At 63.2% G+C, this 15,317-nt stretch carries 14 protein-coding genes; 11 read left to right on the forward strand and 3 right to left on the reverse strand.

Annotated features, from left to right (window positions below; translation table 11 throughout):
- Positions 1-29 precede the first annotated feature (29 nt).
- Genes P9217_RS01500 through P9217_RS01510 form a run of 3 tightly spaced genes read left to right on the forward strand, consistent with a single transcriptional unit; the run spans position 30 to position 4,664 of the window.
- Positions 30-1,532, forward strand: coding sequence for a family 16 glycosylhydrolase (locus tag P9217_RS01500; RefSeq protein ID WP_095801455.1), 1,503 nt, complete (start codon positions 30-32; stop codon positions 1,530-1,532).
- Between the two features lie 51 nt (positions 1,533-1,583).
- Entirely contained in the window at positions 1,584-3,341 is a 1,758-nt protein-coding gene (locus tag P9217_RS01505) for a type I secretion system permease/ATPase (RefSeq protein WP_278086794.1), read from the forward strand.
- Between the two features lie 3 nt (positions 3,342-3,344).
- Positions 3,345-4,664 (forward strand): HlyD family type I secretion periplasmic adaptor subunit, encoded by a 1,320-nt coding sequence (locus P9217_RS01510; protein ID WP_095801456.1) that lies wholly within the window; start codon positions 3,345-3,347, stop codon positions 4,662-4,664.
- Between the two features lie 45 nt (positions 4,665-4,709).
- On the opposite strand, the gene P9217_RS01515 is transcribed toward P9217_RS01510, so the two are convergent.
- Positions 4,710-5,240, reverse strand: a complete 531-nt coding sequence (locus P9217_RS01515) for a dihydrofolate reductase family protein (protein ID WP_127216957.1) — start codon at positions 5,238-5,240, stop codon at positions 4,710-4,712.
- 97 nt (positions 5,241-5,337) lie between these two features.
- Positions 5,338-6,228 carry a LysR family transcriptional regulator gene (locus P9217_RS01520; protein ID WP_278056546.1) on the reverse strand — a complete coding sequence of 297 codons (891 nt, stop codon included), beginning with the start codon at positions 6,226-6,228 and terminating at the stop codon, positions 5,338-5,340.
- Positions 6,229-6,440: 212 nt separating this feature from the next.
- Between P9217_RS01520 and P9217_RS01525 the strand changes: the two genes are divergently transcribed.
- From P9217_RS01525 to P9217_RS01555, 7 genes are all read left to right on the forward strand, one after another.
- Complete coding sequence (locus tag P9217_RS01525; RefSeq protein ID WP_278086793.1) at positions 6,441-7,376, forward strand: DMT family transporter; 936 nt, start codon at positions 6,441-6,443, stop codon at positions 7,374-7,376.
- Positions 7,377-7,405: 29 nt separating this feature from the next.
- Positions 7,406-8,128 (forward strand): haloacid dehalogenase type II, encoded by a 723-nt coding sequence (locus P9217_RS01530; RefSeq protein ID WP_278086792.1) that lies wholly within the window; start codon positions 7,406-7,408, stop codon positions 8,126-8,128.
- Positions 8,129-8,342: 214 nt separating this feature from the next.
- On the forward strand, positions 8,343-8,774 hold the full coding sequence (locus tag P9217_RS01535; protein ID WP_066993122.1) for a hypothetical protein: 432 nt from the start codon (positions 8,343-8,345) through the stop codon (positions 8,772-8,774).
- 267 nt (positions 8,775-9,041) lie between these two features.
- Complete coding sequence (locus tag P9217_RS01540) at positions 9,042-9,920, forward strand: ABC transporter permease (RefSeq protein ID WP_127239835.1); 879 nt, start codon at positions 9,042-9,044, stop codon at positions 9,918-9,920.
- 13 nt (positions 9,921-9,933) lie between these two features.
- The gene (locus P9217_RS01545) at positions 9,934-10,776 is read left to right on the forward strand and encodes an ABC transporter permease (RefSeq protein ID WP_082953755.1); all 843 of its coding nucleotides are present in this window, start codon (positions 9,934-9,936) and stop codon (positions 10,774-10,776) included.
- Positions 10,773-11,915 (forward strand): extracellular solute-binding protein, encoded by a 1,143-nt coding sequence (locus P9217_RS01550; protein ID WP_278086791.1) that lies wholly within the window; start codon positions 10,773-10,775, stop codon positions 11,913-11,915. The genes P9217_RS01545 and P9217_RS01550 overlap by 4 nt, the downstream gene beginning before the upstream one ends.
- Positions 11,908-13,068, forward strand: coding sequence for an ABC transporter ATP-binding protein (locus P9217_RS01555; protein WP_082953756.1), 1,161 nt, complete (start codon positions 11,908-11,910; stop codon positions 13,066-13,068). Before P9217_RS01550 ends, P9217_RS01555 begins: the two co-directional genes overlap by 8 nt.
- A 36-nt stretch (positions 13,069-13,104) precedes the next feature.
- On the opposite strand, the gene P9217_RS01560 is transcribed toward P9217_RS01555, so the two are convergent.
- A complete protein-coding gene (locus P9217_RS01560; RefSeq protein ID WP_066993111.1) occupies positions 13,105-14,085 on the reverse strand; it encodes a GlxA family transcriptional regulator in 981 nt (326 codons plus the stop codon).
- 205 nt (positions 14,086-14,290) lie between these two features.
- On the opposite strand from P9217_RS01560, the gene P9217_RS01565 reads away from it, so the two are divergent.
- Positions 14,291-14,977: a GntR family transcriptional regulator gene (locus P9217_RS01565; protein WP_067321755.1), complete on the forward strand. Its 687-nt coding sequence runs from the start codon at positions 14,291-14,293 to the stop codon at positions 14,975-14,977.
- The last annotated feature ends 340 nt before the right edge of the window (positions 14,978-15,317 follow it).

The raw sequence follows: 15,317 nt of genomic DNA on the forward strand, positions 1-15,317 counted from the left end.
AAGCCGTGTATTGCGAGGAGGGTTGTCCGATGAGCAGCTTCGTCAATGCCGTAGGCGTTCCTCTCCCCTATAGCGGCTCGTCCAACCATTGGTACTCGGCGGCGGGGTCCGGACCGGACTTGTGGGGCACCTCCGGAAACGACACCTTCTATGGAGCTTCCGGCGTCAATGTCACCATGCACGGGAGCTACGGCGATGACATCTATTATCTCTATGCCGCGGGCAACAAGGTGGCCGAGGGCTATGGGGCAGGCATCGACACCATCAGCACATGGATGAGCTACACGCTTCCCGACAATGTCGAGAACCTGATCGTCACCAACGCCAAGAACTACGCTTTTGGAAACGACCTGGACAACATCATCACCGCCAAGGCCGGCCACCAGACGCTGGACGGCGGCAAGGGCAATGATGTGCTGATCGATGGCGGCGGCGGTTACGACACTTTCATCATCGCGAAAGGCAACGGAAGCGACCTGATCGCCAATTTTGCCGCGACTGACAGCGTCCGTCTCGATGGCTATGGGTTCACTTCCTTCGACGCCATCCACTCGAACATGATCCAGGCGGGACCGAACGTCATCTTGAACCTCGGATCCGGCGAGATCCTCATGTTCAGGGACACGACCATCGACAAGCTGCAGCCCAGCCAATTCCAGCTGCCGATCGACAAGTCCGACATGACGCTGTCTTTCAGCGACGACTTCAACGCGCTGAACCTCCACAACAGCCAAGGCGGCACGTGGGATACCAACTTCTGGTGGGGCGCGCCGAACGGCAGCACGCTCGCCACCAACAACGAGCTGCAATGGTATGTCGACGCCAATTACGCGCCGACGAGCTCGGTCCACCCGTTCAGCGTGAACAACGGCGTGCTCACCATCACCGCGGCGCAAGCGCCGGCGGACATCAAGCCGCTGATCAACAATTACGAATACACGTCCGGCATCCTGACCACGCATGACAGCTTCTCGCAGACATACGGCTATTTCGAAATGCGCGCCGACCTGCCGGAAAACGCCGGCGCCTGGCCGGCCTTCTGGCTGCTGCCGGAAGACGGCTCGTGGCCGCCTGAGCTGGACGTCATCGAAAGATACGGCCAGACCCCGAGCTCGCTTCTGATGACCGCGCATACGATGGAGACGGGTACGCACACCATGGTCGGGTCTACGGTGAATGCGATGGATACTGCCGGTTTCCACACCTATGGCCTGCTGTGGACGCCGGACAAGCTTGTCTGGACCTATGACGGCGTGCAGGTCGCGGAAGCGGCGACGCCCTCGGACATGGATAAGCCCATGTACATGCTGGTCAATCTTGCGATCGGCGGCCAGGCCGGCGCGCCGCCGGATCATCTTGCCACACCGGCTGAGATGAAGATCGACTACATCCGCGCCTATACGCTGGACGCTGTGGAGGCTAACCCCCTGATCGCCACCAGCAGCACCACCACCGCAACGCACAGCACTGCCACGCACAGCTTCGGCAGCAGCACGCTGCATCACGGTTCCGAGTTTGGGGGCCACGCTTAAGATTTTCAGGCGATCGGTTCGATGTCCCGGGATCATGCAGCGGCGGCCGATATGACTGCACCGTCGAGCCTGCGGGCGGTGTTCCTGCGCGCCGTCGGCGATGTCGGGCTCTTCTCGCTGCTGATCAACATCCTGCTTCTGGTGATCCCGCTTTATCTGCTTCAGGTCTATGACCGCGTGCTGCCCTCCTCCAGCGTCGAGACGCTGGTCTATCTGTCGGCGATTGCGGTTCTTGCGCTCGCTTTCCTCGGACTGCTGGACGCGATCCGCGCCGTCTACACGCAGCGCGTCGCGGCCGCCGTCGACGGGAAGCTCGGGGCAAGGACATTCGCCCTCTCGCTGGCGCCCAAATATGCCGGCGGCCTGTCGCCGCTGCGTGATCTCGCCTCGGTCTGCGCCTTCGTCCGGTCGCGCGGCGTGGCGGTGCTGTTCGACCTGCCCTTTGCGCCCGTCTTCCTCGCTTTGCTCTATCTGATCCATCCGGTGCTGTTCTGGGTGACAGTCGCCGGCGCGGTGCTTCTGCTCGTCCTTGTCGTCGCGAACCAGCTCGCCATTGGCCGGAACGATGCCATGTCCGCGGAACGCTCGGCGTTGGCGAGCCATGCGGAACAGGTCTTTGCCCGCAATGCCGAAACGCTGCGCGCCATGGGCATGGTCGAGAACGCCGCTCGGGTCTGGGGGCGGCATGTCGGGGCAGCGCTCACGCTTTACGACCGTTCCTCGAGCGCCAATGCGATCTTCAGCGGCGCCTCGCGGGCGCTGCGCATGATGCTGCAGCTGGCGATCCTCGGCGCCGGCGCATGGCTGGTGCTCGAGGGGCAGATGACGGCGGGTATGATCTTCGCCTCCTCGCTGGTGTCGTCGCGCGCGCTGCAGCCGCTCGACCAGCTGATCGGCGCCTGGCGGCAAATCGTCGAGGCAGAGCGGGCCTGGAAGCGGCTGGAGACGGCGCTTGCTGCGCACCCGGCCGAGAAGCGGAAACTGGCGCTCCCCGATCCGTTAGGCGCGATTTCGGTGCAGGACGTTTTCTTCATGGCACCGAACGCACAGCCCGGCACCGAACCTATCCTCAAGCGGCTGAATTTCCAGATCGGCGCCGGCGAAGCGGTGGCGATCGTGGGGCCGAGCGGCGCCGGCAAATCGACGCTGGCGCGGCTGCTTGTCGGTGCCGCGCAGCCGACCGGGGGCGCAGTGAGGATCGACGGCGCCGACCTCAGGACCTGGGAGGAAAAACAGCTCGGGAGACACATCGGCTACCTGGCGCAGGAGGTGGAGCTCTTTCCCGGCACGATCGGCGACAATGTCGCCCGCTTCGACGCGCAGGCCGAGGACGCCGCGATCGTCGAGGCCGCCAGGCGCGCCCAGGCGCATGAGTTGATCCTGGCGCAGCGCGACGGCTACCAGACGATGATCGGCCCTTCCGACAGGACGCTCTCGGGCGGCGAGCGGCAGCGGATCGGGCTGGCGCGCGCCTTCTACGGCAACCCGCGCATTCTCGTGCTCGACGAGCCCAGTTCCCATCTCGACGGCAGCGGCGAGGCGGCGCTCGAAGTGGTGCTGGTCGCCGCGCGGGCGGCCGGCGTCACGATCCTCGTGATCACACATCGGCCGTCCATCGCAACGGCCTGCGACCGCGTGATGGTTCTGCGCGGTGGTGTGATCGAGGCCTTCGGCCCGAGCGCCGAGGTGCTGCGGCGGTCCACTGTCGATAGAGGCGCCGGCAACGCCCCGGCCGCCCGGCAGGGCACGGTGGTGACCGGATCATTCGCGCCGATGATCCGCACGCACGGCATCCGCTTCGGATCCTAGACGATGACGATCGAGAGCCTTGCCTGGGATGGACAGCCGCGCACCGACTTCCGGCGCGTGGCCTTCATAGGATATGCGGCAATCGCGCTCTTTGCGGGCGGCTTCGGCTATTGGGCGGTAAGCGCGCCGCTGTCCGGCGCGGTGATCACGCAGGGCACGATCTCGGCGACGGGCGGCAACATCCTCATCCAGCAGCCCGAGGGCGGCATCATCCAGCAGCTGCTGGTCCGCGAGGGCGACCGCGTGCAGCAGGGCCAGGACCTCATCCTGCTCGACCGGACGGCGGCGCAAGCCGAGCTCAACCGTCTGACCAGGCAGTCGATCGCGCTCAAGGCGAGCATGGCGCGGCTGGAGGCCGAGCGCGACGGGCTGGACAGGCTCGCGCCGATCACCGAGGCAGCGCCGGCGCCGTTCCAGCAGGATTTCCAAAACCTCATCCGCGAGCAGCAGAAGGAGTTCGACGCCCGGCTCGCCCGGTTCCGGTCGGAGCAATCGATCATGGCGCAGCGGGTCGCCATGCATCGCGAGTCGGTCGTGGGCTTGAACGCCCAGAAGCTCGCCATCCAGCAGCAGGCCGATGTCGTGAAGAAGGAGCTCGGCATCAAGACAGGCCTGCTCGACAAGGGCCTCACCAACCGTACCGAATATTCGCAGTTGCTGCGCTCGGAAGCCGATCTGGTCGGCCAGGCCGGCGCGCTGGAGGCCAATCTTGCCGGGGCCAACAGCCAGATCGTCGAGGCGCAGGTGCAGGTCGAGCGGCTGACCACGCAGCGCGTGGAGGAAGCGCTGACCAAGCTCGACGAGGTGCGCACCAACCTCGCCGACATCGAGGAGCAGATCAGGGCAGCCGAAGCGGTGCTTCAGCGCACGACGATCAAGGCGCCGGCGGCAGGCATCGTGGTGTCCTCCACCTATAATTCGAAAGGCAGCGTGATCGCGCCCGGCGAAAAGATCATGGAGATCCTGCCCACCGCATCGGGCCTCAACGTCGATGCCAAGCTGCGGCCGAAAGACGTCGATCAGGTGCGCGTCGGCCAGCCGGCGAAGCTCAGGCTGTCAGCGCTCAACACGCGGCTGACACCAGAGGTATCGGCGACCGTGACGCAGATCTCGGCCGACCGGCTGATCGACCAGGCTACCCACGAACCCTATTTCCGCGCCAAGCTGAAGATCGCCGACGCGCTCCCGCCCGGCGTCAAGCCGGAGCAACTCTATCCGGGAACGCCGGTCGAAGCCTTCATCAACACCGGCGACCGTACCTTCTTTGAGTATCTGGCGCGGCCGATGGTGGATTCGTTCGCCCGCGCGTTTGCGGAGAGGTGAGCGGGCGCTCCGCCCGACGCGACGGCGCCGTCGGGAGTTGCGGGCCTACGCAGGAACATAAGTCAACCTGATCGCTTCCTCCCCGATCAAATCACTGGCCACGAGGCGGAGCGGCGGCCGGGGGCCGGCGAAGAATGGCTTTCCGTGACCAAGCACGACGGGATGGATGTAGAGACGATACTCATCGATAAGCCCGAGGTCGGTCAGGTTTCGCGCCAGGTCCGGTCCGGAAACGGCGATCTCCCCAGCGAGCCGAGCCTTCAGGTCACGTATCATCTCCGCCAGGCCGCCTTCGACAAGCGTGGCGTTGGGGCCAACGGACTGCAGCGTGCTCGACACGACCCACTTCGGCTGGCTCCGCCACGCCGTCGCGAATTCGCGGAGCTCAGGGGTCCACTCGGAACGGTCCTCGTCCCAGTAGCGCATGACCTCGTACATGCGACGGCCGTACACGCTGCCCGTCAGGCCGCGCACTTGCTCTATCCAGTGACGAAACAGCGCGGGATCGGGCGCAAATGCCTCGTGGTCGACATAGCCGTCCAGTGACTGATTCATTCCGAAGACGAGCTTCGCCATGCTAATTCCATTCCTGCCTTCTTTTCAGGATACCAGTGCATCGCGCCGCTGCGTGATCTGTGACGGCCTCGTCACGCTCCTGGCCAGCACGACGGTTTCAAACGGCGATCTGAAGCGCCCCGTAGCGTTTGACTTCGGCTTCGATCTCCCTGACCAAAGTCTCCAGCGCGGGATTTCGGGAGTTGCGCGCGCGCCTGATCACATAGGCCAGGTCCGGCGGCTTGGGGAAGTGCTTGTCGACGATCTCCATGCCGGGTTGCAGGTGCCGCTGGCTCAGGAGCGCGACGCCGAGCCCGGAGGTCACGCCGGCGACGATGCCGGCTGCGCTGGAGCATTCGAACACGGTCTCGAACACCGTTCCCTCATCCTGCCCAAGATCGAGACCCCAACGCCGATAGAAGCAGTTCTCGTCGAAGGACAGGAACGGGATCGGCTTTTCCTTCGACAGGACCAGATCCGGCGACTTCACCCAGTGCAGCGTCTCGCGGTAGAGGACGATGTCGGCGGGACGAACCTCGTGCTGGAACAGCTGGACGATCGCGGCGTCAAGGGCCCCCTGGCTGAGCTGCTCCCGCAAGACGAGGCTCATGCGCACTTGCGTACGGACGCTCACCTCGGGATGGAGCCTGCGGAACCGGCCAAGAATGCGCGAGAGATCCGTGCAGGTCGTATCCTCGGTCATTCCCAGCGCGATCTTGCCTTGCAGCGTGCTTTTCGAGAGGCTCAGTACCGCCTCGTCATGAATTCCCAGGATGCGCCGCGCATAAGCCAGGAGATCGTGCCCGGCCGTGGTGAACAGCGGCGCGTTTGGCTTCCGGCTGAGGATTTCGCAGTCGAGGCTCGCTTCCAGCCGCCTCATCTTGTGGCTGACGGCCGATTGCGACAACCCCAGAATCTCGGCCGCACGAGTGACACCGCCGTGTTTCTCGATCGCGACCAGCGCCCGCAGGGCATCGACATCCAGGCGGCGGCTCATAATTCCAGCCATGACAATCCTCGCTCGCAATGAAGCAACGCGGCCAAAGGTCTGACACAGAGCAGGCTTTTGGGCAAATCCTTATGTCATTGTTTGTGGCTGTTTCATGAGCCTATCGAAATTTGTCATGTGCAAGGCAGCGAGTGTGCAGCCATAAGTCTGCGCCAGACAGCGCTGGTGATCCGCTTCAGGAGCATCTCGCACCGCTCGAATAAAGACAGCCCATGACGCTTCTGCAGAACAAGCCTCATCCTCTGGTATGGCCGACCGTGGCGGCAGCCCTGGTCCTAAGCTGGAGCTCCGGCTTCGTCGGCATCCGCTACGCCAGCGAGAACGCCGACGTCATGCTGGTCCTGTTCTGGCGGACTTTTTTGTCCGGACTTATCCTTCTGCCATTTGCTCTGCTGATCGGGCAGCGCATCAGCGGGCGCGCATTGGCGCAGCAGATGGCGTTCGGCGTGGCGACGATGTTCCTCTATCTAGGCGGATTCGCCCTTGCCATCGGCCAGCGCGTTCCGACCGGCCTTGTCGCGCTGATCTCCGATCTTGTCCCTCTCGCCATCGCGGCGCTGTCGCAGCCCATTCTCGGCCTCCGGCTGAGCGCAAGACAATGGATCGGAACAGCCCTGGGCGCGAGCGGCGTCCTTATCGTCTCCCTGGACAGCCTCAGTCTCGGCAAAGCACCGGTCTGGGCCTATGTCCTCACGGTCGCTTCCATGCTGGTGTTCGCCCTGGCGACCGTGGTGCAGAAGCGGATCAGGACGATCGATATGCCCATCCATCAGAGCTTGTGCATTCAATGCCTGACGGCGGCGATCCTTTTTGCCGCCTGCGCCGAATGGAACGGCGGCCTGACACCGCCGCTCGATGGGCGTTTCCAGTTCGGCATGGCGTGGCTGGTGCTGTTCTCGACCTTCTTCTGCTACGGTGTCTACTATATGAGCCTGCGTCACTACACCGCCGCACAGGTCAGCAGCGTGGTCTATCTCAGCCCGCCGGTGACGATGCTCTGGGCGTGGCTGATCTTCGGCGAACCGCTATCGAGAGCGATGTTCCTCGGCCTGGCGGTAACCCTGTTCGGTGTCTGGCTGACGGCATCGAGGAGCGCTGCATCGAAGGACGAGGCGCGTTTGAGCTCATGCGAGCAGCCTGCCGGATAATCACGCGACACCAACAAGGAGTGCAATCCATGAAGCTGACCGATTTCAAGGCCCTGACCTTCGACTGCTACGGCACGCTCATCGACTGGGAATCCGGCATGATCGAGGGCCTGAAGCCGCTGACAGAGCGCGCCGGCGGCCGTTTGAGCCGCGACGAAATCCTCGAGGCGCATGCCCGGCACGAATCCAGCCAGCAGAACTGGACTCCGGCAAGACGCTACCGCGACCTTCTGCCGATCGTCTACAAGCGGCTTGCCGAGGAATGGGGCGTCGTCGCCACCGCGGAGGAATGCATCGCCTATGGCGAAAGCGTGAAGGATTGGCCGGCCTTTGCCGACTCGGCGGAAGCCTTGCGGTATCTCAAGCAGCACTACAAGCTGATCATCCTTTCCAACGTCGACAACAAGAGCTTTTCGTTCAGCAACAAGAAGCTCGGCGTCGACTTCGACGCGATATACACGGCAGAGGACATCGGCTCCTACAAGCCCTCCGCCCGCAACTTCGACTATATGCTCGAAAAGCTGGCGACGATCGGGGTGGAGAAAAGCCAAGTCCTGCACACGGCCGAAAGCATGTTCCATGATCACGCTCCCGCCAATCGCGTCGGCCTGGCATCGTGCTGGATCTATCGCCGTCATGCCGACCAGGGCTTCGGCGCCACGATGCACCCCGGCGATATGCCAAATGTAGATTTCCGCTTCGACAGCATGGCCGACCTCGTCAAGGCGCACAGGCAAGAATTGGGCGCCTGAGTCCGCAGCGCGCGGAGGAGGCGCTGACCGAGCCGATGAGACCCCGAGATAGCTACACGACGCTACGCCGCCTGCTTTCGTGGCGTCCTCTCGCAACCGGATTCAATCCGCCAGCCTTGGAACCAAAAGACCTGCGAGACTGTTCAGCTATCGTTTCATACAACGCTGACGTGCCCTGCCGGTTGGGCAATCGGCGCTTTCGAGGAGTCTCACCATGTCCAGAATTCGTTCAGCCGCGATTGCGGTCATCGCCGCTGTCGGCGTGAGCTTTGCCAGCGCTGCTCACGCCGACAGCGGCACGATCCGCTTCTCCATCTATAAGGCGGCCTTCTTCATCGGCGGCGCCGGCGGCGAAGGGACGCTGACCTTCCGTGGTCGCAACTATCCCATCTCGATCGGGGGCATCTCGGGCGGCCTCGCCTTCGGGGCTTCCAAGACCTATTTCAAAGGCACAGTGCGCCACATTCGCCGCGCCCGCGACGTGGCGGGAGTGTACGGCGCAGCGGGCGGCGGCGGCGCGCTCGGCAGAGGCGCTCAGGTGATCGTCATGACCAACGACAAGGGCGCCGAGCTCCAGCTCACAGGCCGGCAGGTAGGCCTGCAGATCAACGCCGATCTCAGCGGCATGACCATTGGGCTGAAATAAGGGGGCGGTCAAAGCGGTCATTCCCTCCGCCAATTGGCGCTACCTGATCCAGCCGCACCGAGTGTCCGGTAGAATGGGAAGGGCCCGATGTCGGGCCCTTTCCCTTGCTTGCCTGGACTGTTTGCGTGGAGGCACGGCACGACGCGATCGCCAACAGTCGGAGGCTCTCTGGCTCAATCGCCGCCTGTAGACATCGCGCTCCCAATCACCCAATCTGAGCTGCGGGAACAGAAGCGCTTCAAAGAAAGCGCGGACCTTCGGGTGCGCATGAAAAATCGATGGACCTTGTATGATCCACGGCTGGCCTGGATGCTTATCGCGCCGGTGCTGCTGCTCTTGATCTTCTTCCTGGTGCTGCCGATCGCCGTGATGTCGGTCTACACCTTCTTCACCTTCGTCACCGCCGGCGTGGAAACCAGCGCGCTGACAACCGCGAACTGGCACGAATTCCTCACCGACAGCTACTATCACGGCTTCCTGTTTAAGACGCTGCGGGTCGGCGCCATCACCGCGCTGCTCTGCGGCGTGCTCGGCTATTTTCCGGCCTATTTCATCTGGGCGACGAGCTTCAGGCACAAGTGGCTGCTGCTTCTCCTGCTCATCGTGCCGTTCTGGATCAGCTTCACCATCCGCACCTTTTCCTGGATCAACATTCTCGGCGAACAGGGCGTCATCAACGTGGCGCTCATAAAGTTGGGCATTGTCAGCGAGCCGCTGCCGATGCTCTACACCGAGGGCGCGGTGATCATGGGGCTGCTGCATTTCCTGCTGCCCTACATGATCCTCAACGTCTATGTCAGCCTGGAAAGCATCGACCGCACGCTGATTGCGGCAGCCCGCTCGATGGGCTGCACCAGTGCGCAGGCGTTTCGCGAGGTGACGCTGCCGCTTTCGTTGCCCGGCCTCGCGGCCGGCCTGCTGCTCTGCTTCGTGCTTGCCGCCGGCAGCTATGTGACGCCGCAGCTTCTGGGCTCGGGCCGCGACGCGCTGTTCGGCAATCTGATCTACGACACCATCATGAGCGAGCTGAACTGGCCGATGGGCGCCACGCTTTCGATCGTGCTGTTCGTCGTGCTCGGTTTCTTCGCCGCCATCTACACCCGCTACATGGGCATGTCGCAGATCGTCAAAGGCCTTGGAGGATGAGGGGATTGGGCGGATGAAGCCTGCACGCCGGAAAGAGGAAGGCAGATGGGCCTGGCGGCTGACTGGCTTCGTCACGCTCTGCGTCTACATCTTCATGTTCGCGCCGATTGCGGCGACCGTCATCCTGTCGTTCAACGCCTCGATGTTCGGCGGCTTCCCGATGACCGGCTTTTCGCTGCAATGGTACGGCAAGCTGATGGCCAATGAGGCGGTGCTGGCCGCGTTCCGAACGTCGCTGTGGATCGCCCTGGTCACTGCGGCCGCCACCACGGCGATCGGCGTCGTCACCTCGTTCGCGCTGGTGCGTTTCGAGTTCCCCGGCAAGCAGACGCTGAGCACGCTGGTGATCCTGCCGGCGCTGGTGCCCGAAACCATTCTGGGCGTCGGCCTCCTGGTGCTGATCAAGGCGGTCGACCAGCCGCGAACGTTGCTCCTCCTGGTGCTCGGCCATATTCTGCTCGCCGTGCCCTATGTGGTGCTGATCACCCAGGCGCGCATGGTGGGCATCCGGCGCGTCTATGAGGAGGCCGCGCTTTCGCTCGGCGCCTCGCGCTTCTCGTCCTTCCGCGAGATCACGCTGCCGCTGCTCATCCCGGCGGTCGTTGCCGGCGCGCTGCTCGCCTTCACCATCTCGTTCGACAACACCTCGGCCAGCCTGTTCTGGCGGCCGGCCGGCGTCGAGACCATGCCTACCCAAATCCTTTCGATGCTGAAGATTTCGATCAGCCCGGAGATCAATGCGCTGGGCACGGTCATGATCCTGGTGACCGTCGGCATCCCGCTGATTGGCGGCATTCTCATGCAAAGCCTGACAAAATTGAGAAGACGAGGCGAACCAAAGGAGGAAGCAAAATGAAACTATCCACCACCAAACGGCTGGAACGGCTGCATGACCGCTACGTGAACGGCGATTTGAGCCGCCGCACCTTTCTGAGCCTGACCGCCGTCGCCGCGGCCTCGGCGGGCCTCTCCATGCCGTGGATGAGCCGCGCGCTCGCCGCGGTCGAGCAGGTGCGCTTCGACGGCTGGGGCGGAACCGTGCAGGAGGCGATCGACAAATACGCCTTCCAGCCCTACACAGCCAAGACCAAGATCAAGGTGGTCCAGGGCACGTTCGGCGACGAGAACGAGATCATCACCAAGATCAAGACGGCGAAGCCAGGCGACTTCCAGATCGTGCATTCGTCCGGCGTCAACTACTACATCAAATACGTCAATGCCGGCATGAACTCGGAGATCAACGAGGCCAACATTCCCAACATGGCGAATGTGCTGCAGCCGATGATCGAGCCGTTCCGCAAGCTGACGCCAAAGCTCTCGGCGGTGCCCTACGACTACGGCACCACCGGCATCGCCTACAACACCAAGGTGATCTCGCCCGAGGAGGCGAAGGAAAAGGGTGCCGGCCTGCTGCTCGACAAGAAATACGCCGGCAAGGTCGGCGGCTATGCCGACATGACCACCCGCGTCTGGTACGCGGCTTTGGCCACCGGACAGGATCCCAACAACATCAAGGACATGGATACGATCTGGGCCAAGGTGCGCGAGACGCGCGACCTCGCCAAGAAATTCTGGAGCTCCGGCGCGGAACTGATGGACCTGTTGTCCAAGGGCGAGATCGTGGTGACCGACGCCTGGTCGGGCCGCGTCGCCGCCCTGCAGGATCAGGGCCATCCGATCGGCTATCTCGATCCGGCGGGCTCCTATGCCTGGATGGAGGACATGCTGATCCTGAAAGGCTCGCCGATGACCGAATGCGAAGAGCTGATCAACTTCATGCTCGATCCGGCGACCTCGATCGCGGTGGCCGAGGGCCAGAGCTACCCGCCGTCGCTCGACCCGACCAAGGTGAAGCTAACCGAGAAGATCGAGAAGCTGCCGGCTTTCGACAAGACCGGCTCGATGAAGGCGCTGACCTTCGCCGATCCGGTCTACTGGGCGACCAACGAGGACGCCTGGACCAAGCAGTGGGACAGGATCGCGAAAGGTGCCTGACAGAAGCCAAGCGTCACTCAGCCCCCGGCCGGTCTCGGCCGGGGCACCCGGCACAGCTCCCAACATGAGTGCGGAGCAGCCGGCGGTCGAGTTCCGCGACATCGACATCGCCTATGGCAAGTTCGTCGCTGTGCGCGACTTCTCGCTGTCGATCCGCAAGGGCAGTTTCGTCACCCTGCTTGGGCCGTCGGGCTGCGGCAAGACTACGATCCTGCGCTCCATCGCCGGGCTGGTCGACATTTCGGGCGGCCAGATCATGATCGATGGGCGGCGGGTCGACGACGTGCCGATCTACAAGCGCAACATCGGCCTGGTGTTCCAGAGCTACGCGCTGTTCCCGCACAAGAGCGTGTTCGACAATGTCGCCTTCGGCCTGAAGTATCGCAACGTGCCGAAGCCCGAGATCGCGCGCAGGGTCGGCCAGGCGCTCGACATGGTGCGGCTGCCGGGCAGCGAGAAGAAGCTGCCCTCGCAATTGTCGGGCGGGCAGCAGCAGCGCATCGCGCTGGCGCGGGCCATCGTCTTCGAACCGCAGGTGCTGCTGCTCGACGAGCCGCTGTCGGCGCTCGACGCCAACATGCGCGAGGAGATGCGCGTCGAGATCAAGAAGATCCAGAAGGCAACCGGCATCACCGCCATCTTCGTCACCCACGACCAGGAAGAAGCGCTCTCCATGTCGGACCGCATCGTGGTGATGAACGCCGGCTCGGTCGAGCAGATCGGCACGCCGGAGGAAGTCTATGAGCGGCCCGCCACCGCCTTCGTCGCCGATTTCCTCGGCAAGGCCAACATGCTTGCCGGCACCGTCAGCAGATCCGACGGGCAGATAGCGGTGACGCTTGCCGCCGGCCAGACCGTCCATGTAACGTCGCCGCGGCCGCTGGCGCCGGGCAGCAAGGTCACCGTGGTGGTGCGGCCGCAGAAATTGTCGGTCGGTGCCGCAGCCGGCACCAACCAGCTCTCCGGCCGCGTCGTCTCGACCTCCTATCTCGGCGGCAGCGCCATTTACGAGATCGACTTCGGCGGCAAGACGAGCATCCGCGCCAACGCGCCGATCAACGGCCGCATCGTCCGGGAGGGCGAGACCATCGAGGTCGGATTCGATCCGAGCAGCTGTGTTTTGCTCGACGAGAACGGGCAGCGGATTTCGTAGCCTACTAAGCCCCTGTTCGCATCGGCCTTCAGGAATTCACTGCTTCGCCGCTTGAGCAGCCAAGCGGCCTGGATGCCTGAGGTTGGTCGGCGTGATGCCGGTGTGCTGGCGAAATACCCGGCTGAAGTGCCCGGCATTTTCGAAGCCGCATCTGTAGGCGATGTCGCCTATCTGCAGGTCGCTGCCTTCCAGCAGCGACTTGGCGTAGTGAACCCGGAGCGCCAGGTACGCGGCCATCGGGCTTGTGCCCAGCTCGGTCGCGAAAAGACGCTCGAGCTGGCGCCGGGAGCAATTCAACCGGCTTGCGATCTCGGTGACCGATATCTTTTCCTGCAGGCTGCTTTCCATCAGCAGCAAGGCCCGTTTCACCGCACGGCTCGACGCTTCGGGAAACAGATCGCCGACGGGCTGCACGTCCCGGATGTTGCGGATGCGATCGAGCACGAGGATCTTGGCGGCCTTTTCCGCCGCCTTCTGACCGATGAATTGCGACACGAAATAACCGGCAAGGTCTGCCGCGCCGGTGCCGCCGGCGCATGTCGCGCGGCCGCGGTCGACGGAATAGAGGCTGTCGGCATGCGCATTCACATCGGGGAATTCGGCGCGAAAATCCTTGATGTGGAACCAGCTGACGGCGGCACTGTAGCCGTCCAGCAAGCCATAGCGGGCCAGCACGAAGCTTCCCGTGCACAGCGCGGTTATCGGCACGCCCTTGTCGGCGGCCCGCAGAAGGAAGGCCTCCTTTTCAGCGCTGAGATTGCGGTTGGTGTCGAGCAGACCTCCAACCACGACGACGTTGTCGAAATCCTCCGGATTGCCGATCGCCTTGGTCGGCAGCAATTCGACGCCGCAGCTCGCCCGGATCGGCAGGCCGCGCTCGCCGACGATCTGCCAGTCGAACTCCACCCTGCGGCTGCGATCGCCCTCATCGCCGGCGAGCCGCAGCGTGTCGATGAAAAGCGACAGCGGCGACAAAGTGAAATCGCGCACCAGGAGAAACGCAAACTTCTTGGCCATGCTTTGCGGGACCTGTCCCTTGAGTTATCCGAGGCTCATTCAGACAAGATCGCCGTCCGGGCTGTCATTTGAGGCGAGCCAGCCGATCCATCTCGTCATATATTGTGTACCAAGAAAATACAATCCGTTGACTCACTTGCAAGCGCATGCGACTCTTCCAATTGCCAGGTATGTCGATTGGCAAGGACGATTCCGAAGGTGCGCCATGAAGGGAAGCAAGGGCAGTCTCTATGACGATCTGAAGCGTCGCATCCTGACAATGGAACTCGATCCTGACGAGGATTTGGACGAGGTGGCGCTGAGCGAGCGCTATGGCCTGTCGCGGACCCCGGTCAGGGAAATCTTCCGGCGGCTGGAGGGCGAAGGTTACATCGAGATCCGCGCGAACCGGGGCGCCAGGGTCGTACCGATGAACCATTCGACCCTTCGGCAATTCTTCCTGGTCGCCCCCATGGTCTACGCCGCCATCGGCCGGCTGGCCGTGCAGAATTTCAAGCCTTCGCAGATGGTGGACCTGAAGGACACGCAGGAGCGTTTCCGCGCCGCCAGCAAGTCGGGTGACGCGCTTTCCATGGTGGTCGAGAACAACAGGTTTCACGAGATCATCGGCGAGATGTCTGCGAACGCCTATCTTCAGCCCAGCCTCGGCAGGCTGCTGATCGACCACGCCCGCATCGGCCATACCTTCTTCCGCCCACGCAATGACGACATGCGCAAGCGGCTGCAGACGGCGGTCGAACATCATGACGGCTTCATCTCGGCCATCGGCGCGCATGACGAGGATGCCGTCGTCGACCTGGTGTTCGAGCACTGGGAACTGTCGCGCGAGAACATGGAAATGTTCATCGCGCCGCAGGGAATGAAGGCGGACGCGCTGGTCGGCGATAACTGACGGCAGCTTAGGAAAGCGACTGCGGCCGGGATAGGAAGAACGCCTGCTGCCGGGCCCGGTGCCGGCAGCGAAACTGCGGCGACGCCACCGAATACCTGCTCCATATCCGCAAATGCGCGACGGGCGCGCTCCCCAGAATTGTATTCGTGCCATATTTTTTATGTGTACGTAAATTATACAATCTGTTGACTCTCGGATGCTGACGTGCAATCTTGCGCGTTATCAAACGCGATCAACCGGTTTCGAGCGCTGCGAATCCCCGCTTGGGAATTCGCGGATGGCCTCCGTTTTGCCGAATGACGCATTGGTCGAAACGGCCACTCCATCGATGGAGAAATGT

It is taken from the genome of Mesorhizobium sp. WSM4989 (assembly GCF_029625795.1).
Classification (GTDB): domain Bacteria; phylum Pseudomonadota; class Alphaproteobacteria; order Rhizobiales; family Rhizobiaceae; genus Mesorhizobium.

What these genes read in the sequence shown, in the direction of transcription:
- P9217_RS01500 (WP_095801455.1), top strand. Translation starts at nt 30, where the DNA reads ATGAGCAGCTTCGTCAATGCCGTAGGCGTTCCTCTCCCCTATAGCGGC.
- P9217_RS01505 (WP_278086794.1), top strand. Translation starts at nt 1,584, where the DNA reads ATGACTGCACCGTCGAGCCTGCGGGCGGTGTTCCTGCGCGCCGTCGGC.
- P9217_RS01510 (WP_095801456.1), top strand. Translation starts at nt 3,345, where the DNA reads ATGACGATCGAGAGCCTTGCCTGGGATGGACAGCCGCGCACCGACTTC.
- P9217_RS01515 (WP_127216957.1), bottom strand. Translation starts at nt 5,240, where the DNA reads ATGGCGAAGCTCGTCTTCGGAATGAATCAGTCACTGGACGGCTATGTC.
- P9217_RS01520 (WP_278056546.1), bottom strand. Translation starts at nt 6,228, where the DNA reads ATGGCTGGAATTATGAGCCGCCGCCTGGATGTCGATGCCCTGCGGGCG.
- P9217_RS01525 (WP_278086793.1), top strand. Translation starts at nt 6,441, where the DNA reads ATGACGCTTCTGCAGAACAAGCCTCATCCTCTGGTATGGCCGACCGTG.
- P9217_RS01530 (WP_278086792.1), top strand. Translation starts at nt 7,406, where the DNA reads ATGAAGCTGACCGATTTCAAGGCCCTGACCTTCGACTGCTACGGCACG.
- P9217_RS01535 (WP_066993122.1), top strand. Translation starts at nt 8,343, where the DNA reads ATGTCCAGAATTCGTTCAGCCGCGATTGCGGTCATCGCCGCTGTCGGC.
- P9217_RS01540 (WP_127239835.1), top strand. Translation starts at nt 9,042, where the DNA reads ATGAAAAATCGATGGACCTTGTATGATCCACGGCTGGCCTGGATGCTT.
- P9217_RS01545 (WP_082953755.1), top strand. Translation starts at nt 9,934, where the DNA reads ATGAAGCCTGCACGCCGGAAAGAGGAAGGCAGATGGGCCTGGCGGCTG.
- P9217_RS01550 (WP_278086791.1), top strand. Translation starts at nt 10,773, where the DNA reads ATGAAACTATCCACCACCAAACGGCTGGAACGGCTGCATGACCGCTAC.
- P9217_RS01560 (WP_066993111.1), bottom strand. Translation starts at nt 14,085, where the DNA reads ATGGCCAAGAAGTTTGCGTTTCTCCTGGTGCGCGATTTCACTTTGTCG.
- P9217_RS01565 (WP_067321755.1), top strand. Translation starts at nt 14,291, where the DNA reads ATGAAGGGAAGCAAGGGCAGTCTCTATGACGATCTGAAGCGTCGCATC.